Annotated in this window: 17 protein-coding genes; 5 read left to right on the top strand and 12 right to left on the bottom strand. The window is 67.1% G+C overall.

Annotation, left to right across the window (positions count from 1 at the left end; genetic code table 11):
• Positions 1-80 precede the first annotated feature (80 nt).
• Positions 81-932: a porin family protein gene (locus AC1DMS_RS14345; RefSeq protein WP_244883722.1), complete on the top strand. Its 852-nt coding sequence runs from the start codon at positions 81-83 to the stop codon at positions 930-932.
• A gap of 21 nt (positions 933-953) precedes the next feature.
• On the opposite strand, the gene AC1DMS_RS14340 is transcribed toward AC1DMS_RS14345, so the two are convergent.
• The 3 genes from AC1DMS_RS14340 to AC1DMS_RS14330 all read right to left on the bottom strand — a co-directional run bounded on the left by AC1DMS_RS14340 (position 954) and on the right by AC1DMS_RS14330 (position 5,245).
• Positions 954-2,306, bottom strand: a complete 1,353-nt coding sequence (locus AC1DMS_RS14340; protein WP_478181264.1) for an MFS family transporter — start codon at positions 2,304-2,306, stop codon at positions 954-956.
• A 147-nt stretch (positions 2,307-2,453) separates the two neighbouring features.
• Positions 2,454-3,068: a response regulator transcription factor gene (locus AC1DMS_RS14335; RefSeq protein WP_478181263.1), complete on the bottom strand. Its 615-nt coding sequence runs from the start codon at positions 3,066-3,068 to the stop codon at positions 2,454-2,456.
• A complete protein-coding gene (locus AC1DMS_RS14330; RefSeq protein ID WP_478181262.1) occupies positions 3,065-5,245 on the bottom strand; it encodes a sensor histidine kinase in 2,181 nt (726 codons plus the stop codon). The genes AC1DMS_RS14335 and AC1DMS_RS14330 overlap by 4 nt, the downstream gene beginning before the upstream one ends.
• Positions 5,246-5,330: 85 nt before the next feature.
• Here AC1DMS_RS14330 and AC1DMS_RS14325 point away from each other — a divergent pair, with 85 nt between their 5' ends.
• The gene (locus tag AC1DMS_RS14325) at positions 5,331-6,188 is read left to right on the top strand and encodes an aldo/keto reductase (RefSeq protein WP_478181261.1); all 858 of its coding nucleotides are present in this window, start codon (positions 5,331-5,333) and stop codon (positions 6,186-6,188) included.
• Between the two features lie 6 nt (positions 6,189-6,194).
• On the opposite strand, the gene AC1DMS_RS14320 is transcribed toward AC1DMS_RS14325, so the two are convergent.
• From AC1DMS_RS14320 to AC1DMS_RS14310, 3 genes are all read right to left on the bottom strand, one after another.
• Positions 6,195-7,682, bottom strand: a complete 1,488-nt coding sequence (locus tag AC1DMS_RS14320) for a nucleobase:cation symporter-2 family protein (protein ID WP_478181260.1) — start codon at positions 7,680-7,682, stop codon at positions 6,195-6,197.
• 124 nt (positions 7,683-7,806) lie between these two features.
• The gene (locus AC1DMS_RS14315) at positions 7,807-9,063 is read right to left on the bottom strand and encodes an alpha/beta hydrolase family protein (protein ID WP_478181259.1); all 1,257 of its coding nucleotides are present in this window, start codon (positions 9,061-9,063) and stop codon (positions 7,807-7,809) included.
• 16 nt (positions 9,064-9,079) lie between these two features.
• A complete protein-coding gene (locus tag AC1DMS_RS14310; RefSeq protein ID WP_478181258.1) occupies positions 9,080-10,138 on the bottom strand; it encodes an SDR family oxidoreductase in 1,059 nt (352 codons plus the stop codon).
• Positions 10,139-10,257: 119 nt separating this feature from the next.
• Between AC1DMS_RS14310 and AC1DMS_RS14305 the strand changes: the two genes are divergently transcribed.
• Complete coding sequence (locus AC1DMS_RS14305; protein ID WP_478181257.1) at positions 10,258-10,953, top strand: TetR/AcrR family transcriptional regulator; 696 nt, start codon at positions 10,258-10,260, stop codon at positions 10,951-10,953.
• A gap of 18 nt (positions 10,954-10,971) precedes the next feature.
• Here AC1DMS_RS14305 and AC1DMS_RS14300 read toward each other — a convergent pair whose 3' ends face one another.
• From AC1DMS_RS14300 to AC1DMS_RS14280, 5 genes are all read right to left on the bottom strand, one after another.
• A complete protein-coding gene (locus AC1DMS_RS14300; RefSeq protein ID WP_478181256.1) occupies positions 10,972-11,724 on the bottom strand; it encodes a GntR family transcriptional regulator in 753 nt (250 codons plus the stop codon).
• A gap of 49 nt (positions 11,725-11,773) precedes the next feature.
• Positions 11,774-12,511: an aspartate/glutamate racemase family protein gene (locus AC1DMS_RS14295; protein ID WP_478181255.1), complete on the bottom strand. Its 738-nt coding sequence runs from the start codon at positions 12,509-12,511 to the stop codon at positions 11,774-11,776.
• A gap of 30 nt (positions 12,512-12,541) precedes the next feature.
• Positions 12,542-14,035 (bottom strand): NCS1 family nucleobase:cation symporter-1, encoded by a 1,494-nt coding sequence (locus AC1DMS_RS14290; protein WP_478181254.1) that lies wholly within the window; start codon positions 14,033-14,035, stop codon positions 12,542-12,544.
• Positions 14,036-14,260: 225 nt separating this feature from the next.
• A complete protein-coding gene (locus tag AC1DMS_RS14285) occupies positions 14,261-14,740 on the bottom strand; it encodes an SET domain-containing protein (protein ID WP_015866710.1) in 480 nt (159 codons plus the stop codon).
• Positions 14,737-15,657: a LysR family transcriptional regulator gene (locus AC1DMS_RS14280; RefSeq protein WP_062365868.1), complete on the bottom strand. Its 921-nt coding sequence runs from the start codon at positions 15,655-15,657 to the stop codon at positions 14,737-14,739. The genes AC1DMS_RS14285 and AC1DMS_RS14280 overlap by 4 nt, the downstream gene beginning before the upstream one ends.
• 142 nt (positions 15,658-15,799) lie before the next feature.
• On the opposite strand from AC1DMS_RS14280, the gene AC1DMS_RS14275 reads away from it, so the two are divergent.
• Entirely contained in the window at positions 15,800-16,693 is an 894-nt protein-coding gene (locus tag AC1DMS_RS14275; RefSeq protein ID WP_478181253.1) for an amino acid ABC transporter substrate-binding protein, read from the top strand.
• 2 nt (positions 16,694-16,695) lie between these two features.
• Complete coding sequence (locus AC1DMS_RS14270) at positions 16,696-18,012, top strand: aminotransferase class V-fold PLP-dependent enzyme (protein ID WP_478181252.1); 1,317 nt, start codon at positions 16,696-16,698, stop codon at positions 18,010-18,012.
• On the opposite strand, the gene AC1DMS_RS14265 is transcribed toward AC1DMS_RS14270, so the two are convergent.
• A complete protein-coding gene (locus AC1DMS_RS14265; RefSeq protein WP_478181251.1) occupies positions 17,975-18,886 on the bottom strand; it encodes an alpha/beta fold hydrolase in 912 nt (303 codons plus the stop codon). The two genes, AC1DMS_RS14270 and AC1DMS_RS14265, sit on opposite strands and share 38 nt — an antisense overlap.
• Positions 18,887-18,917 lie beyond the last annotated feature (31 nt).

Raw genomic sequence — 18,917 nt, 5'->3', positions numbered from 1 at the left:
CCGCCGCTTCCCTGGGTTGCCTGGTGCTGGCCGCTCCCTGCAGGGCGGAGGAAGAAAAGACAAACGAAAAACCGGCCGGCATGGCCTTTGGCCCGGAATTCTTCATCACCGGCGACAGCGACAATTTCCAGTCGCGCCGGGTGTCGGTGGAGTTCTTTCCCGCGTTTGAAAATGCCGACCGCTACCTGGGGTTCCGGCTCGGTGACTACCAATACAAGCAGGGCAACTGGCAAAGGGCCGGCAAGAAGATCTCGTTCCTGGCCCGTTCGGTCGAAACGAAAACCACGGACGGTGGCGCAATCGAGGTCGGCGCGTTCGAGCAGGGCGGGCACACGCTGCTCACGCTCGACGGCAGCTACCGCCTGTCGCCCACCAAGAGCACGGCGGTGGAATTCCTCGTGACGCGCGACTGGGTCGAAACGCCGAAGTCGCTGGACCGCGGCATCGATTTTTCCTTTGTCGGCGTGGCCGTCGACCAGGGGCTTGGAAGCCACGTGACCCTGGTCGGTCTCGCGGCGCAGCAGTATTTTTCCGACGGCAACCGGCGCGACCACGGCCGCCTGCGGCTGATCTACCAGCCGTCGCTCGACCTGGGCCTGACCCTGCAGGCGCGCTATCGGACCTACCGCAGCAGCCACGAGGACGTGGACCGGGCCTATTTCAATCCGAAGAACTACAGCGAGGCGATGCTGGCGGTCGGCTGGCGGCAGCGCTTTTCGGGCTGGACCCTCGCGGTCACGGCCGGGCTCGGCACCGAGACGATCAACCACGAGTTCCGGCAGCCGACGCGGCTTTTGGACGTGAACCTGCAAAGCCCCGTGAGGGGATCGCAGGTCTTTCGCTTTGGCGCCGGCTACAGCCGCAGCACCACCTTCTCGGGGCCCAGCTACCAGTACCGCTACCTGCGCGGGGAGTGGGTGATCCTTTTCTGAGGCCGCACGCCGCTTGCGCGGCTACTTGTCGTGGTGCAGGTAGCTTGCCTGCTTGGGCAGCAGCAGGCTCACCATGAAGGCCACGCCCATCATTGCGGTCACGTACCAGTAGAAGTACGACTCGTGGCCGATCGACTTCAGGCCCAGCGCCACGTATTCGGCGCTGCCGCCGAAGATGGCATTGCCCACGGCATACGACAGGCCCACGCCCAGCGCGCGCACTTCGGGCGGGAACATCTCGGCCTTCACGATGCCGCTGATCGAGGTGTAGAAGCTCACCACCGCGAGCGCCAGCGTGATCAGCACGCCGGCCATCAGCGGGCTGCCCACGCTCTGCAGGTTGCTCAAGACGGGCACCGTCATCAGTGCGCCGAGCGCGCCGAACAGCAGCATGTTGCTGCGCCGGCCGATGCGGTCCGACAGCGCGCCGAACAGCGGCTGCATGCACATGTAGATGAACAGGCAGGCGGTCATCACGTTGCTGGCGGTCTTGATCGACATCCCGGCCGAGTTCACCAGGTACTTCTGCATGTAGGTGGTGAAGGTGTAGAAGATCAGCGAGCCGCCGGCCGTGTAGCCCAGCACCACGAAGAAGGCGCGCTTGTGGTGTTTGAACAGCTCGGCGACGCTGCCGGCGCCCTTGGCGGCGCGGGTCTGGGTGCTGGCGGTCTCGGTCAGCGTGCGGCGCAGCATCAGCGCCACGATGGCCGCCACGGCGCCCAGCACAAAGGGAATGCGCCAGCCCCAGGCCTTGAGTTCGGCATCGTCGAGCAGCTGCTGCAGCACCACCACGACCACCACCGCCAAGAGCTGGCCGCCGATGAGCGTGACGTACTGGAACGACGAGAAGAAGCCGCGCTGGCCGCGCATGGCCACCTCGCTCATGTAGGTGGCGGTGGTGCCGTACTCGCCGCCGACCGACAGGCCCTGCAAGAGGCGCGCGGCCAGCAGCAGCGCGGGCGCCCAGGCGCCGATCTGCGCATAGGTGGGCAGGCAGGCAATGACCAGCGAGCCCACGCACATCATGACGACCGAGGTCACCATCGAGGTCTTGCGGCCCTTGCGGTCGGCCAGCCGGCCGAACAGCCAGCCGCCGATCGGGCGCATCAGGAAGCCGGCAGCGAACACGCCCGCCGTGTTCAGCAGCTGGACCGTGGGGTCCGACTTGGGAAAGAACGAGGGCGCGAAGTAGATCGCGCAGAAGGCGTAGACGTAGAAGTCGAACCACTCCACCAGGTTGCCGGACGAGGCGGCAAAGATGGCGAAGATGCGCTTGCGCTTTTCCTCGAAGGTGTAGGGCGTGGTGTTGGGCGCGTTGGCGCTGGTCGCGTCCGGGCTGGAGGCACCGGCGGTGGCGCTGGCAATGGCGGTCATTCGGGGGTCCTTGTCTCTGGCTGGGGGCCCCCGCGGAGCCGCGGAAAGCCGTGCCGGCAAGTCTGTCCGGCCGGGGCCGCGCTGTCGTCCGTAGCCGCCCGCCGCGGCGCTACGTACGTGTACGCAAGGGTAAATACCTAGAAAGAGTTACAAACCGTGCTCGCGCAGGAAGCGGTCGAGCTCGTGGCTGTTCGACAGGCCGAGCTTGGCGAACACATGGGCGCGGTGTGTTTCCACCGTGCGCTGCTCCAGCGGCGCGAGCTCCAGCGCAATGCGCTTGTTGGGCAGGCCCTGGGCGACCAGCCGGGCCACCTGCATCTCGCGCGGCGTGAGCTTGGACCACAGGGCCTCGGCGGCCTGCCGGGCCTGCCGGCGCACGGCGATCTCCTCGGCCTTCTGCAGTGCCCTGGCGATGCTCTCGAGCAGGCGCTCGTCGTTGCAGGGCTTCTCGAGCCAGCCGAAGGCGCCGTTCTGCACCGCCTCGACCGCCATCGGAATGTCGCCGTGGCCGGACAGGAAGATCACCACCAGCGGGCTGTCCTGCGCGCGCAACGCATCGAACACCTGCAGCCCGCTCATGCCCTCCATGCGCAGGTCCAGCACGACGCAGCCCGGGCGCTGCAGGTCGGCGCCGGCCAGGAAGGCCTCGCCCGAGGCAAAGGCCTGCACCGCATGGCCGCGCGACAGCAGCAGGAGGCCCAGCGAGCGGCGCACGGCCTCGTCGTCGTCGACGATGCACAGGTGGTTGGCAAGGGCGGTCACGGGGCTGAGATTTCCAGTTCGAGGGTGAAAACTGTGCCACCGCCGGCCCGGTTGGCAAAGGACAGCCGGCCGCGGTGGGCCTCCACGATGGTGCGGCAGATGTTCAGGCCCAGCCCGAGCCCGCCGGTCTTGGTGGTGAAGAAGGGCGCGAACACCTGCTCGGCCAGCGCCGCGTCGATGCCCGGCCCGCTGTCGGCCACGTGGATGTGCATGCGGCCTTCGCTCACCTCGGCGTCGATTTCCACCAGCCGCTGCTCGGGCGGCGCGGCCTGCATGGCGTGCAGGCTGTTGGACAGCAGGTTCAGCAGCACCTGCTCCAGCAGCACGCGGTCGCCGCGCACCTCGGGCAGGTCTGGCCGCAGGCGCACCTCGGCGCGCGCCTGGCGCATCCGCATCTCGCCCTGCAGCAGCGCCAGCGCGTTGCTGACCAGCGACGCCACCGCGCAATCCTCGGTGCCGATGGTGCGCTGGCGCACGAAGCCGCGGATGCGCCGCACGATCTCGGCGCTGCGCCGGGCCTGCGCCATGGTCTCGTCGAGGCTGCTGGCCAGCAGCGCCTGGTTGCCCTGTTCCGCGAAGGCCTTGGCCGCACTCGCGAAATTGCTCAGCGCCATCAGCGGCTGGTTCAGCTCGTGCGCCAGCGTGGAGGCCATCTCGCCCAGGCTGGCCAGGCGCTGCGCATGCTGCAGCTGCTCGTCGTTCTGGCGCTGGCGCAGCTCGGCGCGCTTCTGCTCGGTGATGTCGACCACCGAACTCATCCAGCCGCTGTGGCGGCCATCGGCATCGATCAGCGGCGCGGTGTAGACCATGGTGATGACCTCGTGCCCATCGCGGTGCCGCAGCCGCGACTCGAAGCCCGAGCGCGCAGGCTGCCCGCTCATCATCGCCTGGTAATGCAGCCAGTGCTGCGCCACGTCGTCGGGGTGCCAGTAGGGGTAGGGCGGCAGCCGGCCGAGCAGTTCGTCGGCGCCGTAGCCGGTCATCTCGCAGAAGGCGGGGTTGACATAGATGATGCGGCCTTCGAGGTCGCGTGCGCGCATGCCCACCAGCAGCGAGTCTTCCATCGCCTTGCGGAAGGCGTGGGCCTCGTCCAGCGCGTGGGTGCGTTCGCGCACCCGCAGCTCCAGGTCGCGCCGCGCGTCGCGCTGCTCGGCAAAGCGGCGCTCGCGCAGCTGCCAGTAGAGCCCGCCCAGCAGCAGCACGCCCGCGCACAGCAGGCCCAGCATCCAGGTGCGCTCGCGCGCGCGGGTGACCTCCGAATGGTCGGCCATCACGGTCAGCGTCCAGCCCAGGTCGGGCAGCGGCTCGTCCAGCGCGAGGAAGCGGCGCGCCTGGCCGCCGATGTCGGTGCGCACGAGGTAGCCCGGATGCCCTTCCTCGCGCGCCACCGTCCATGGCAGCGGCGGGAAGCCGGTGCGGTCGCCGTACTGCTGCTCGCGCTTCAGGCGGTCCAGGTCGGCGGCGGCGAGCGGCCGCTTGGCCTGGTACATCCAGGCCGGCACCGAGCTCAGGAACACGATGCCGCGCGCATCGGCCAAGAGGATCGGCTCGCGCGCGAAGGTCCAGGCCTCCTGGAGCTGGCGCAGGCTGATCTTGACCGTCAGCACGCCCAGCACGGCGCCGGCCTCGGAGCGTACCGGCGAGGACATGAAGAGCCCCGGCTCGCCGGTGGTCTGGCCCACGCCGTAGAAGAGGCCGCTGCGGCCCGCGCGCGCGTCGATGAAGTAGGGCCGGTTGGCATAGGACTCGCCGACGAAGCTCTGCGGCGTGGCCCAGTTGCTCGCCGCCAGCGTGAGGCCCTGCAAGTCGATCAGGTAGAGCGCATCGGAGCCCGCATGGCGGTTCACCTCTTCGATGTAGCGGTTGGCGCGCTGCTGCGCCGCCGGGTCGCGCGGATGCGCCAGCACCTCGAAGACGTCCGGGTGCATGCCCGCGGTGCGCGGCAGGTAGCCGTACTTGCCGGCGGCATCGCGCAGGCCCAGCACGTGGACTTCCATCGCGCGGCGGATCGAGTCTGCCTGGAAGCTCGCCTCGCGGGCCGCGGCCCACTGGCCCGCCGCGCCGATCAGCAGCAGCGCCACGGCCACGGCGGCCGTCCACGCGAGCAGCGCGCGCCAGCGGCCGCGGTGCGGGCGAGCCGTGGGCGTGTCGGGTGGGAGGGAAGGCAGGGGAGGCATGGCAGGGGAGGGCCGACCGGGCGGCGAGCGGGGATTTTGCCCTGATCCCCGGATCGGCCGCCGGGGCCGCCGTACCATCGCGCCCATGCGAACCCTTTCACTCCCGGCCGGCGGCGAGATGCCGGTGCTCGGCCTCGGCACCTGGCGCATGGGCGAAGCCGCAGGCCGCCGTGCGGCCGAGGTTGCCGCGGTGCGCGAAGCCATCGCCATGGGCTACCGGCTGATCGACACCGCCGAGATGTATGGCGAGGGCGGCGCGGAAACCGTGCTCGGACAGGCCCTGGCAGAGGCCCTGCGCGCGGGCGACGTGCGGCGCGAGGCGCTCTTCATCGTCAGCAAGGTCTACCCGCACAACGCGAGCCGGCGCGGCACGCCCGACGCCTGCGAGCGCAGCCTGAAGCGGCTCGGGCTCGACACGATCGACCTGTACCTCTTGCACTGGCGCGGCAGCCACCCGCTGCGCGAAACGGTCGATGCGATGCAGGCGCTGGTGGCCAAGGGGCGCATCGCGCGCTGGGGCGTGAGCAACTTCGACATCGACGACATGCAGGAGCTGGTGCCGCTCATTGGGTCGGGTCCAGGCTGCTCGGTCAACCAGGTGTACCTGTCGCTGGCCGAGCGCGGCCCGGAGTTCAGCCTGCTGCCCTGGCTGCGCGAACGCGGCATGCCGCTGATGGCCTACAGCCCGATCGACCAGGGCGCTCTGGCTTCGGACGACGCACTGCAAGCGCTGGCCGCGCAGCTCGGCATGAGCGCCGCGCAGCTCGCACTGGCCGCGGTGCTCGCGCGGCCCGGCGTCGCCGCGATCCCGAAGGCCGTGCGCAGCGCGCACCTGCAAGAGAACCTCGCCGCCGCCGACCTGAAGCTCGATGCGGCCACCCTCGCCGAACTCGACCGCCTGCATCCGCCGCCGCGCCGCAAGGCGCCGCTCGCGATGATCTGACAGTCTCTAGTGGGCTTCGGCCTGCTTGGCTGCCGCGATCACGGCCTCTTCGTCGTGCTTCGCGCCATTGAGGAACAGGTTCAGCAGCACCGCGCTGATCGACGCCAGCAGGATGCCCGACTCGATCAGCGAGTGGATCGCATGCGGCATCCACTGCTTGAAGTTGGGCGCGATGAGCGGAATCATGCCGATGCCGATCGACACCGCCACGATCATCGCGTTGTGCCGGTTGGTCTTGAAGTCCACGCCCGAGAGAATGCGGATGCCCGTGGCCGCCACCATGCCGAACATCACCAGGCCCGCGCCTCCGAGCACCACCGTGGGCAGCGATTCGATCAGCGCCGCCATCTTGGGCAGCAGCCCCAGCACGATCAGGATCACGCCGCCGGCCACGCAGACGTACCGGCTCTTGATGCCCGTGACGGCCACCAGGCCCACGTTCTGCGAGAAGCTGGTGTACGGAAAGGTATTGAAGATGCCGCCGATCAGCGTGCCCAGGCCGTCGGTGCGCAGGCCCTTGGCCAGGTCCTTCTGCGTGATCTTCCGGTCGGTCATCTCGCCGAGCGCGAGGAACATGCCGGTCGACTCGATCATCACCACGATCATGATCAGCGTCATCGTGAGGATCAGGATCGGGTCGAACTGCGGCATGCCGAAGTGAAAGGGCAGCACGATGTCGACCCACGCGGCCTTGCCCACCTTCTCGTAGGTCATGAGCCCGGTGATCGAGGCCACCACCGCGCCAATCACGATGCCCAGCAGCACCGAGATGTTGGCGACGAAGCCCTTGGCGTACTTGACGATCAGCAGGATCGACACCAGCACCAGCGCGGCCACGCCAAAGCCCGAGAGGTCCGCGTATTTGGGGTTGGGAACCGTCGGCATGATCGCAAAGCCCTTGGGCACAGCCGGGATCGAGCTGCCCGGCGAGGTCACCTCCGCGAGCCACTTGGCATACACCGGGTCCACCAGCGCGGGCGCCGTCGGCCCCACCGGGTTGCCGAAGATCCAATTGATGCCCACGCGCATCAGGCTGATGCCGATCACCGCGATGATGGTGCCCGTGACCACCGGCGGAAAGAAGCGCAGCATGCGGCTCACCAGCGGCGCGATCAATATCGACACCACGCCCGCGCCGATGATCGCGCCGAACAGCAGCTGCGCGCCGTTCTGGCCCGGGTTCGCGTTGGCAATGGCCACCATCGGCGCAACCGATGCGAAGGTCACGCCCATCATCACCGGCAGCCTGATGCCGAACCACTGCGTGGCGCCCAGCGCCTGGATCAGCGTGGCGATGCCGCAGCAGAACAGGTCGGCCGAGATCAGGAGCGCCACCTCGTCGGGCGAGAGCTTGAGCGCGCGGCCGACGATCAGCGGCACCGCAACGGCCCCCGCGTACATCACCAGCACATGCTGGAGGCCCAGGGCCGCGAGCTTGCCCGAAGGCAGCCGCTGGTCCACCGGATGGACTGTGGAAAGGGTGTCGGCCGTCATTGCGTTTCTCCTGCAGCGGCAAGGGGAAAGGGGCGTGGACGGCGCGGTGCCCGTGGCGTCCACTCGTTGTGTACGCCAAACTGTATACAATTTATGCGGCAATCCGGATGCAGGAAAACCCGGATCAGTTTTCCATCTTGAGCCTTCGCATGAGCCAGTTCGCGGTGAACTCGAAGTGCTCGCTCATGTTCGACTCCGCCGTGTGGCCGTCCTCCCCGAACACCAGCTGCGTCACGTTGAAGCCCAGCGCCGCAAGGGATGCGGGCTCGTCCCGGGAGACGAGGTCTTCGCGCGCGCCGTTCACCATGAGAATGGGCTTGCGCAGCTGCACCGCGGTCGGCTTCTTCAGCTGGCGCGAGAGCTGGAATGCTTCGTAGTAGTCGCACATCGCTTCGCGCGGCGTGGTCTGCGGATTCATGTTCGCAAACATCGTGTAGGGCGCGACGATCCATGCAGGAGCCACCTTGCAATGCGCCTGCCCAAAGCTCGAATCGCTGGGGCCGCCCACATTGACGATCGCCTTGTAGAAGTCGTTGCCGAGGCCCCCCAGCGTTCCCAGGTAGCCTCCCATGCTCCAGCCGTACACGGCCACGCGGCTCGCGTCCAGGTCGCCGCGGGTCTTGATGTAGTCCGCCACCGTGTCGAACATCGCATGGGACTCCGGACGGAAGCCGAGCTGGTTCTCCCCGGTGTCCGGGTTCTCCACAATGATGGTGGCGAAGCCGCGGCCCATGAAGTAGTCGCTGTGCCGGATCATCTCGGTCTTCATGTTGTCGAGGCCGCCAAGAATGACCAGCACCGGCAGCTTCTCGTTGCCGCCCGGCCGTGCCGGCGGCGCCCGGAAGTAGCCGATGAATTCCTTGGCGCCGGTCTTGAATGCGATCCGCTGCAGCGGCTTTCCCAGGAGCGCATGGGCTCGTTCGGTCGCCTGCAGGTCCGCCATGGGGACGCGCTTGGGAAGCCGGTTCATCCGAAGGTAGAAAGCGGCCTTCTTGTATTCGGCCGATGCGGCGGTGCCGTTGCCCCGCTCTTCGAGCGCGCGGGCCCGTTCCAGATGCATCTGGGCTGGCTTGTCGAAGGTTGCTTGCCAGGCTGCCTGCGACGGCCCGGCGTGTTCCGGCAGCGCCGCGGCGATTTCGTCGAAGCTGCGTGCTTCGATGCCGGCATCCTCGAGCCACCAGCAGATGTTGAATTTGAACGAAGGGTGCATGCGGGCGATGCCTCCCGGGTACTCCGCCTGCCCCTTGCTGCAGAACTCGGCCATGCTGCCCGCGGTCCTGGCGGCAGGGAGGCCCTGGGCCGCGGATTCCCGCGGCGCTGCCGCGATGCAAAGAACGGCTGCGAAGGCCGCGGAGAGGTTCAGGATCGATCTGTGGGTCACGGTCTTTTTCCCTTGTTCAGGATTCGGTTCGGGTCGGCACACCGGGCAGCCAGCCATTGCCGCGATACCAGGCGAGCGTGTCGGCAACGGTCTGCTCGACCGGGCGAAACTTCAGCTGAAGCTTCTGCTCGCTCTTCGTGTGATTGAAATGGCTGCGCCCCGCCTCCTTGCGCATCAGCCGCACGGTGGCCAGGCTGAGCAGGATGGGCTTGCCGGTGGTCCGCGCGTAGAGCTCCTGCACCGCCGCCAGCAGATACAGGAGCGGAAAGGGCAAGTGGCGCGTCGGCGTCTTGATGCCTGCGATCTTTCCCACCAGGGGCACCAGTTCCTGCATCGTCATGTGGCGGCCGGCCGCCAGGTAGCGTTCGCCGCGCTGCCCGTGCTCCGCGGCCGAGATCTGCGCCCTGGCCACATCGCGGGCGTCGACGACGGAAAAACTGCCGGGCACCAGCCCGGGCAGTTTTCCGAGCACCACGTCGTTGACGAATTGCCCTGACGAGGTGGGGCCGATATCGGCCGGCCCCCACATCCATCCGGGCAGGACGAAGCTCGCATGCATGTCCGGGTGCGTGCCCAGAAAGGCCGACACGACCTGGTCGGCCATGATCTTGCTGCGGTAGTAGTCGTCGCCGGCGTCGGCCAGCTCGCGCAGGCAGGTCTCGTCCATGGGCACGCCCGGCTCGCCGTTGAGCACCGCGATGGACGAGGTCTGGACGAAGCGCCGGATGCCCGCACCGTAGGCCTGCTCGATGAGCTGCCGCGTGCCGTCCACATTGATGCGCTTGAGCTCTTGCCAGTGGCTGCCGCCCTTGAAGTTGTCCCGGAAGAACGCGGCGGTGTGGAACACCACGTCGCAGCCTTGCAGCGCGCCGGCGAAGGCGGGCACATCGGCCATGTCGCCCAGCACCAGTTCGACGCCCTTCACGCCCGCAAACTGCTGCTGGCCCTTGGCCTTCGAGCGGACAAGGGCCTTGACGGAGACGCCGCGCGCGACCAGTTCGCGCACCAGGTTGTTGCCGAGAAGGCCGGTCGCGCCGGTGACGAACGCGGACCTCGAGGCCTTGGTTTTTTCCATATCAATCGAATGTCAAAAATCAAACGAGTTTTGAATGTAGCCGCGGCATTTTCAAATATCAAGTGATTTCTGAATATTGGATGGGCGATATCCAAAGTTCATGTGATATCTTTTGAGGCATGAGCCCGACGACAGCAAGAACGCGCCTGACCCGCGAGGAAAGCCGGGCGCAGACGCGCGAGCGCCTGGTCGAAACCGCGCAGCAGCTGTTTGTGTCGAACGGCTATGGGGGCGCATCGATCCGCGACATCGCGGACAAGGCGGGCTATTCCCAAGGCGCCTTCTATTCGAACTTCTCGAGCAAGGAAGACGTCCTCTTGGAGCTGCTGCGCCGGCACATGGAGGCGGAAGCGACGCAGCTCTTCAGCGTGATGGGCAACGAGCAGCAGGAGCCCGGGCAGATGCTGGCCGAGTTGGAAGCCTGGGCTTCCACGCTCAATCACGATGCCGACTGGTGCATGCTTTCCATCGAACTCCAGCTGCATGCCAACCGCAGCCGAAGCTTCGCTGCGGAATACCGGAAGGTGTGGAACAAGCACCGGTCCGAGCTCGGCGGCGTGATCGGCCAGTTGTTCGGCAAGCTCGGGCGCACGCCTCCTGCCGCACCGGACGAACTGGCCGCCGCCTTCATGGCCCTGTCGCATGGGCTGGCGCTGCAGAGGATCAGCACGCGCCCGGATCCCTCGGGGCGGCTGATCATGGTGTTCCTGCGCGGACTGATCGCAGGTGCGGAAGCTCCGGGAACGGCTGCAGCCGCACCGGCCGGCACTCCTGCGCGCGCGCCAACGAAGCGCGCTCCGAAAGCCGGGCGCTGAATCGTCCCCAGGCTTCCTCTAGGCGAGCAGCGCCTTCACCAGGTCGAGCTGGCGGTCAGGCTTCTCGGTGCCGAGTTCCAGGCTGGCCTCGATGCGCTCCAGGTGGTCGATCATGCAGAGCACGGCACCTTCCACGTCGCCCTTGCGGCAGATGCGAAGGAAGTCCGAGTGCTCGTCCGACGAGCAATGCGGGTCGTTCGACGAGTGGTAGAGCATCGCGATCAGCGAGCTGCGCGCGACCAGTTCGCGCACCAGTTCGGCCAGCGTCCTGTTGCCCGTGGCCTCGGCCAGCGCCACGTGGAAATCGCCCAGCACCTTCTCGCGCACGGTGCCCGTGGTGGTGGTCTGGCGCAGCGCCGTGCGCTCGAACTTGATGTGCTGCTCCAGTACCTGGTAGTCGCGCGGCCGTGCGTTGGCGATGAACAGGCGCACCACCTCGCTTTCGAGGATGCGGCGCACCGCGAACACCTCGCGCGCCTCCTGCACGGTGGGCTGGCACACGAACGCGCCCTTGTCGGGAATCATCTCGATGAGCTTGTCCTTCGAGAGCATCAGCAAGGCCGCGCGAATCTTGGTGCGGCTCACCGAATAGACGCGGCCCAGCGCCTCCTCACGCAGCCAGGTGCCGGGCGGCAGGCGCTTCTCGACGATGGCGGTGGCGATGTCCTGCGCGATGCTTTCAATGGAGCTGGCCTTGTCGGTGGCTGGGCCGTTCCCGGCCACAGCGGCGGTGGCAGGGGATGCGATGGATTTGGTGCTGGCGCGGGGCATGCGCAGATTGTGGCTCAGCGGATGGCTGCGGCGCTCGCGCTGGGCGTGGTCAGCCGCGCAAGGTGAAGCCCTCGAGCGCGCCCTTCATGGCCTTGGGCAGCGGATGGGCCAACTCGCCGCGCTTGCTGGTCGAGAGCTTCAGCGCGACCAGCGATTCGACCAGCCGGGTGGCCGCAGCCACGCCGTCGATCACCGGCACGCCGAGCAGGCCGCCGATGTGCTCGCACAGGTCGGTCATGCCGGCGCAGCCGAGCACGATGCAGTCGGCGCCGTCTTCCTCGAGCGCGCGGCGGCATTCGTCGACGATGCGCTCGCGTGCCTGGGAGCCGGGCTCCTCGAGCTCGAGCACCGGCAATTCGCAGGCGCGCACCTTGGCGCAGAAGCGCTCCATGCCGTAGACCTCGGCCAGGTGCCAGGCCTGGCCCATCGTGCGGCCGAGCGTGGTCACCACGCTGAAGCGGCTGCCCACCATGCTGGCCAGGTGCATCGCGGCTTCGGCAATGCCCACCACCGGGCCACGCGCCAGTTCGCGGGCGGCCTTCAGGCCCGGGTCGCCGAAGCAGGCGATCACGTAGCCGTCGATGCCCTCGCGCTCGCCGGCCGCAATTTCCTGCAGCAGGCCGGGCACGGCCAGCGCCTCGTCGTAGTGGCTTTCGATGGAAGCCGGCCCCATGGCCGGGCTGACCGCGACGATCTGCGTGCCGGCGCTCGCCACCGCGCGGGCGCAGGCGCCGATCTTCTCGGTCATGCTCCAGGTGGTGTTGGGATTGATGATCTTGATGCGCACGGCGCGGCCCTTTCTTTCTCTTTCAGTGTTTCAAGTCTTGTTGCTGCGGTTCAGCAGGGCGTAGATGACGAAGCCCAGTGCCATGCCGATGAACCATGCATAGTTCGCGCCACCGCGCAGCACCGGCACCATCACGCAGAGGATCGGCACCAGCGCGGAGGGAACCAGCGCCTGGATCGCCTTCGGGTTGTAGCCGCCGCTGTACCAGTATTCGCCCTTGGGGCTCATGGTGTAGAGCGCGTCCACGTCGATGCGCTGCTTGCGCACGATGTAGTAATCGGCAATCAGGATGCCGAACAGCGGGCCGATGAAGGAGCCCAGCACGTCGAGCGTGTAGTGGATGACCTCGGGGCTGTTGTAGAGGTTCCACGGCGTGAGGAACACCGAGCCCACCGCCGCGATCATGCCGCCCGTGCGCCAGCTGATGTGCTGCGGCGCCACGTTCGAAAAGTCGAAGGCCGGCGAGACGAAATTGGCGACGATGTTGATGCCGATGGTGGCGATCATGAAGGTCAGCGCGCCCAGCACCACGGCGGTGGTGCTGTCGATCTTGCCCACGGTGTGCACCGGATCGGTGATCAGCTCGCCGAACACCGGCAGCGTGGCCGCGGTGGTGATCACCGTCAGCAGCGAGAAGAACACGAAGTTGATCGGCAGGCCCCAGAAGTTGCCCTTCTTCACCGCGTCGAAGCTCTTGCCGTAGCGCGAGAAGTCGCCGAAGTTGAGCATCGGGCCGCTGAAGTAACTCACCACCAGCGCAATGGCCGAGAGCATCACCGGCAGCGCGTCCCAGCCCTGGAACTTGATGCCGCCCAGGTTCAGGTCGATCTTGCTCCAGCCGGCCTTCCACACCAGCCAGCCGCAAAGCACGGCCATCACCACGTACACGGCCGGGCCGGCCCAGTCGATGAACTTGCGGATCGCTTCCATGCCGTGCCAGAACACGAAGGCCTGCAGCACCCACATGACCATGAACGCCACCCAGCCCAGCGCCGAGAGCCCCACGAAGCCGTGCTGCGCCACGTCGGCATACGGCGCGAGGTTCGGGAACAAGTGCAGCGCCAGCACCATGAAAGCGGCCGAGGCCAGGTAGGTCTGCACGCCGTACCAGGCCACCGCGATCAGCCCGCGGATGATGGCCGGGATGTTGGCGCCCAGCACGCCGAAGGGCGCGCGGCACACCACGGGGTAGGGCACGCCCGTCACCTGGCTCGGCTTGGCCACCAGGTTGCAGAAGAACTGCACGATCACGATGCCCACCAGCAGCGACACCAGCACCTGCCAGCTCGACAGGCCCAGCGCAAACAGGCTGCCGGCCGTGATGTAGCCGCCCACGCTGTGCACGTCGGACATCCAGAACGCAAAGATGTTGTATTGGCCCCAGGTCTGCTTGCGCAGCGGGGCCAGGTCTTCGTTGGTCAGCCGCGGGTGGTAGCCGGGCTTGATCAGTGCATTGGATTCGGCATGCGGCGCATGGCTGGCTTCGCTTGCCCCCGCGGGAGCCTGGCTGACGACTGTGCTCATGGTCTTTCCTCGTGCGAATGGGTGGATGGAGGACCGTTTCCAGCGCAGATTCCGCACCGGTGATCGGGTGCGTTATTTGTATACAAAAACCGTGTGCAATCAAGCCCATCCGGCAAATCATATATCCGTAGATTCCCTGAGATGGCGGCCGGCAGCGCCAACGAAAAAAGGCGCCCTGGCCCGTGGCCGTGGCGCCTTTCGAGGGCGAGCGGAGCCGGTGGGCGGTCAGTCGGCCTCGGCCGGGGACAGCATCGTTCCGCGGCAGTGGGGCGAGCCGCAATGGCAGGGGTATTTGTCGGCGGTCGAGCCGTCGTCCGCGGTCAGCGAGTAGTCGATGAACAGCTCGTCGCCGGCATCCACGGCAACCAGGGTCTGGAACTTGAGCATCAGCTCGCCCGCCTCGTCGTATTCCTCGACGGCTTCGCAGTTGGGGTCGCAGGCGTGGTTCAGGTGGCGCGTGCCGTTGCCGCCCTTGGCGCCGTCGATCGTTTCCTGGTTGGAGAGCGTGAACAGGTAGGTGAGCTGGTCGTTCCACGTCCTGGCGGCGATCTCCTGCTGCGTGTAGCGCCGGCCTTCGTAGAGGCCGAGGAAGGCCTGGGCGGGCAGGTCGCGCGTCGCGAAGGCGCCGAGCCCGTGCACGCCGCTGGGGCCGACACGGATGAAGGGCGTGGACGAGGTCTGCTTGCGGGTTTTCATGCCGCTCATTCTGCAGGCTCTTCGTCCTGCTGCGCCTGGAACATGCGCGTGAAATCGCAGCATTCCTGCGCCAGCATCACGATCGACGACGTCAGCGCGCTGCGGTGCTCGCCCTTGTGCATGGCCACGTAGCGCACCACCGGCAGCGCGGGCTGCACGTCGATCACCGCGAGCATGCCGGCCGAAACCAGCGGGTCCAGGCAGCGGCGCGGAAGATAGCTCACGCCCAGGCCCGACACCGTGAGCCCGGTCAGCGCCACCAGGTTGCTCACCACGATGGTGTCGGCGGGCTGCACGCCCTGGTCCTTCATCCAGGCGTCGTAGGCGCGCCCCGTGCCCGAGTTCTTGCCCTGCACCAGCATGCGGTGGCGCGCGAGCTCGTGCAGCCGCACGGTGCCGGTGGCGGCCACCACGCCGGGCTTGCACATCCAGGCGCTTTGCACCTTGCCGATGGCCTTGCTCTGCATGCGCGAATCGGCAAAGGTGTCGGGCACGATCACCAGGTCGAGCTCGTCGGCCAGCAGCTTGTCGCGCAGCTGCAGGCTGTCGTCCACGTCGGGCTCGAGGACGACCTTGGGGTAGTGCCGCTGGATCACGCCGACCAGCCGCGGCAGCCAAGTCATCGCCGTGAGCTCGGTCACGCCGATGCGCAGCCGCCGCTGCACCACGCCGGGCTTGCTGAACTGCTCGACCGCGGCATCGCGCTGCTCGAGCAGCCGGGACGCGAGCACGAACATCTCCTCGCCCTTTTCGGTGAGCCGCGCGGTGCGCTGGCTGCGGTCGAACAGCTCGGTGTCGAACAGCAGCTCGAGTTCATGCACCCGCTTGGACACGGCCGACTGCGAGGTATGCAGCTGGTTGGCCGCCTGCGCGAAGCCGCCGAGCTTGGCGATCCAGTACAGGGCCTCGAGCTGCTTGAAGGTCATCACGGTGCACGCGCCTTGAATTGAATACTTTTATTCATCTTATTCAATCACAAAAAATCGCTTTTGGAAATTTGAGGCGGAGCCGAAGATTCGCCCCGTGCAGTCCCGCGTACTTCCGGCCTCATCTTCAAAGGAACATTCCATGAACTTCAAACTGTCCCTCGCTCTCGGCGCCAGCATGGCGCTGCTGTGCGGCGCCGCGGCCGCGCAGGAGAGCCCCACGCTGCGCAAGATCAAGGAAACGGGCACGGTGCAGATCGGCAGCCGCGACACGCAGATCCCGTTCTCCTACAAGACCGGCGGCGAGAGCGCGCCCATCGGCTTCACCAACGAGATCTGCCTGAAGGTGGTGGACGCCATCAAGGCCAAGCTCGGCCTTTCGAAGATCGAGGTGCGCTACACGCTCCTCAATTCGACCAACCGCATTCCGCTGGTGCAGAACGGCACGGTCGACCTCGACTGCGCGACCACCACCAACACCGTGCAGCGCCAGCAGCAGGTCGACTTTGCGCCGAGCCATTTCCTCACCAACATCACGGCCGCGGTGAAAAAGAACTCGGGCATCAACTCGATCGCCGACCTGCAGGGCAAGACCGTGGCCACCGTGGCGGGCAGCACCTCGATGCAGCTGCTGCGCGGCTTCCGCAAGACCGAGAACATCGAGGTGCAGGAGATCGCGGGCAAGGACACGGCCGATGCCTTCCTGCTGCTCGCGAGCGACCGCGCCGTGGCCTACGTGCTGGACGACGTGCAGCTGGCCGGCCTCATTGCCAACCAGCCCAACGCCGCCGACTACAAGCTGCTGAAGGACGTGCTGCGCCAGGAACCCTACGGCATCATGATGCGCAAGGACGACCCCGAGTTCAAGGCGATCGTCGACCAGGCCGTGACCGAGATGATGAAGTCGGGCGCCATCGACAAGCTCTATGCGAAGTGGTTCATGTCGCCCATTCCGCCGCGCAACGTGAACCTCAACTTCCCGATGTCCGACGCCGTGCGCGAGGCCTACAAGAACCCGAACAACAAGGGCGTCTGAGAATGCCGGCAAACACACCACACGCCAATGGCCTGGCATTCCCCGACGCGCTGATGCGCGAGGTGAAGCAGCGCTTTCTCAACGTCGACCACGACCACCACGGGCGCGAGCGCCTGTACTTCGACAACGCGGGCGGCTCGTTCCGGCTGAAGGCGGCGGCCGAGCGCTTCGCGCAGGTCGACGCCATTCCCGACAACGCCGAGCGCATCCACGCCACCGCCGTGGAGCTGCAGCAGATCCAGGCCCGGGGCAGCGACGACGTGCGCACCATCCTCAACGCGCAGGGCGGCAGCGTCTATGCGTCGCTGACGGCATCGGGCGCGATGTTCGACATGGTGCGCGCGGTGGCCGAGAACGTGCCGGGCACCAACATGGTCACCACCGTGCTCGAGCATCCCTCGTCGTTCGACGCGATGAGCCTCTATGCCCAGAAGGCCGGCCGCGAGCTGCGGGTGGCGAAAAGCAACCGCGAGACCGGCGGCGTCGATGCCGATGAGATCGTGCGGCTGGTGGACAAGGACACCTGCCTGCTCAACGTGATCCATGCCTCGAACATCTCGGGCGCCAAGCTCGACCTGGAGCAGATCGTGCGGCGCGCGCGCGAGATCAAGCCCGATCTCTACATCGTGGTGGATGCCGTGCAGCACGCACCGCACGGCCTGATCGACCTGCAGAAGACACCGGTGGACGGCATCAACATGGCGCCCTACAAGTTCTTCGGCTGCCGCGGCTCGGGCCTGTCGTGGGTGTCGGACCGCGCGGCGCAGCTGCCGCACCACAAGCTCGCGGGCAAGAAGCCCGACTTCTGGGACCTGGGCAGCTCCGCGCCGTGGCAGTTTGCCGTGCTCACCGAAATCGTCGACTACGTGTGCTGGCTCGGCGGCCATTTCACGCAGGCCACCGGGCGCCGCGCGCTGTTCGAAGCCGGCATCACGCACATCGAGCTGCACGAGCGGGCCCTGCTGTCGGCGCTGCTGGACGGAAGCGGCGGCGTGCCCGGCCTGCGCAGCATCGAGGGCGTGAAGGTCTTCCTCGACCATCCGGACCTGACGAAGCGCGACCTGATCATCGGCATCGGCTTCGAGCACATTGACTGCACGCAGGCCGTGGTCGAGTACGGCAAGCGCGGCGTGACCGTCTACGAGCGCGTGGCGAGCAGCATCTATTCGAAGCGCATGCTCGACTCCTTCGGCCTCGAAGGCACCGTGCGGGTCTCGCCGCTGCACTGCCACTCGGCGGCCGACATGGAGAAGTTCCTGCGCGTGACGCGGGAGATTGCGCTCAGTGCGAATGGGCCGCGGACAGGAAGCGCCGGATGACCGGCACCACCTGTTCGAGGTGCGTCTCGAGCAGCCAGTGGCCGCCGTCGGTCAGCACCAGCTCGGCCTTCGGCAGGTCGCGCAGGTAGGCGCGCGCGGACGCCTCGGGCATGTAGCCGTCGTTCGGCCCCCAGACGATGAGCGCGGGCGGCTGGTGCTCGCGCAGAAAGGCCTGGTAGCGAGGAAACCATTCGAGGTTTTCTTTCAGGCCCTCCATCAGTTGGCGTGCGAGTTCCCGGCGCTGCGGCGTGTTCATCAATGGCCAGTGGAGCTTCCAGAGGTCGGGTGGAATCTGCGCCGCCTGGGCCTCGGGAACCTCGCCGATGAACTCGGCGCGAAAGCCTTCTTCGTTCACCGCCTTCTCGAGCACCGCGCGGTTGCTGGCCGACGGATCGCGCCAGAAGGCCTGGATGGCGCGGTACTTGGGGCCGAGCGTGTCTTCGTAGATGTCGCCGTTCTGGATGATCACCGCGGCCACGCGCTCCGGATGGCGGATGGCCAGCCGCAGGCCGATCTGCGAACCGTAGTCGTGCAGGTAGAGCGCATAGCGATCAAGGCCCAGCTGGCGGCAGAAGGCCTCCAGAAAGCCCGCATAGGCATCGAAGTCGAAGCCGAAGGCCTCGGCGGGCGGCGTGTCGCTGAGGCCGAAGCCCGGGTAGTCCGGCGCCAGCAGGCGCCACCGGTCCGCCAGCAAAGGCATGAGCCGGCGGTACTGGAACGACGAGCACGGATAGCCGTGCGGCAGCAGCAGCACCGGCGCGTCGCGCGGGCCGGCTTCGCGGTAGAAGACCTGCATCCCGTCGAGCTCGACGAAGCGATGCGCGACCGCATGGGCATCGGCCGTGAGGGTGGGCGTGGAACTGCGTTCGGTCATGCAGCCCATGCTGCGCGCCGACGCGCACGGG

Source organism: Variovorax sp. 05T418, assembly GCF_056396385.1.
The sequence above is the reverse complement of the archived record's forward strand: the minus strand, read 5'-3'. Positions and strand labels throughout refer to the sequence as shown.

Bases quoted from the DNA above. Each gene is read 5' to 3' on its own strand.
- AC1DMS_RS14285 (WP_015866710.1), bottom strand. From the start codon at position 14,740: ATGAGCGGCATGAAAACCCGCAAGCAGACCTCGTCCACGCCCTTCATC.
- AC1DMS_RS14265 (WP_478181251.1), bottom strand. From the start codon at position 18,886: ATGACCGAACGCAGTTCCACGCCCACCCTCACGGCCGATGCCCATGCG.
- AC1DMS_RS14270 (WP_478181252.1), top strand. From the start codon at position 16,696: ATGCCGGCAAACACACCACACGCCAATGGCCTGGCATTCCCCGACGCG.
- AC1DMS_RS14290 (WP_478181254.1), bottom strand. From the start codon at position 14,035: ATGAGCACAGTCGTCAGCCAGGCTCCCGCGGGGGCAAGCGAAGCCAGC.
- AC1DMS_RS14330 (WP_478181262.1), bottom strand. From the start codon at position 5,245: ATGCCTCCCCTGCCTTCCCTCCCACCCGACACGCCCACGGCTCGCCCG.
- AC1DMS_RS14320 (WP_478181260.1), bottom strand. From the start codon at position 7,682: ATGACGGCCGACACCCTTTCCACAGTCCATCCGGTGGACCAGCGGCTG.
- AC1DMS_RS14280 (WP_062365868.1), bottom strand. From the start codon at position 15,657: ATGACCTTCAAGCAGCTCGAGGCCCTGTACTGGATCGCCAAGCTCGGC.
- AC1DMS_RS14305 (WP_478181257.1), top strand. From the start codon at position 10,258: ATGAGCCCGACGACAGCAAGAACGCGCCTGACCCGCGAGGAAAGCCGG.
- AC1DMS_RS14275 (WP_478181253.1), top strand. From the start codon at position 15,800: ATGAACTTCAAACTGTCCCTCGCTCTCGGCGCCAGCATGGCGCTGCTG.
- AC1DMS_RS14345 (WP_244883722.1), top strand. From the start codon at position 81: ATGGCCTTTGGCCCGGAATTCTTCATCACCGGCGACAGCGACAATTTC.
- AC1DMS_RS14300 (WP_478181256.1), bottom strand. From the start codon at position 11,724: ATGCCCCGCGCCAGCACCAAATCCATCGCATCCCCTGCCACCGCCGCT.
- AC1DMS_RS14310 (WP_478181258.1), bottom strand. From the start codon at position 10,138: ATGGAAAAAACCAAGGCCTCGAGGTCCGCGTTCGTCACCGGCGCGACC.
- AC1DMS_RS14325 (WP_478181261.1), top strand. From the start codon at position 5,331: ATGCGAACCCTTTCACTCCCGGCCGGCGGCGAGATGCCGGTGCTCGGC.
- AC1DMS_RS14340 (WP_478181264.1), bottom strand. From the start codon at position 2,306: ATGACCGCCATTGCCAGCGCCACCGCCGGTGCCTCCAGCCCGGACGCG.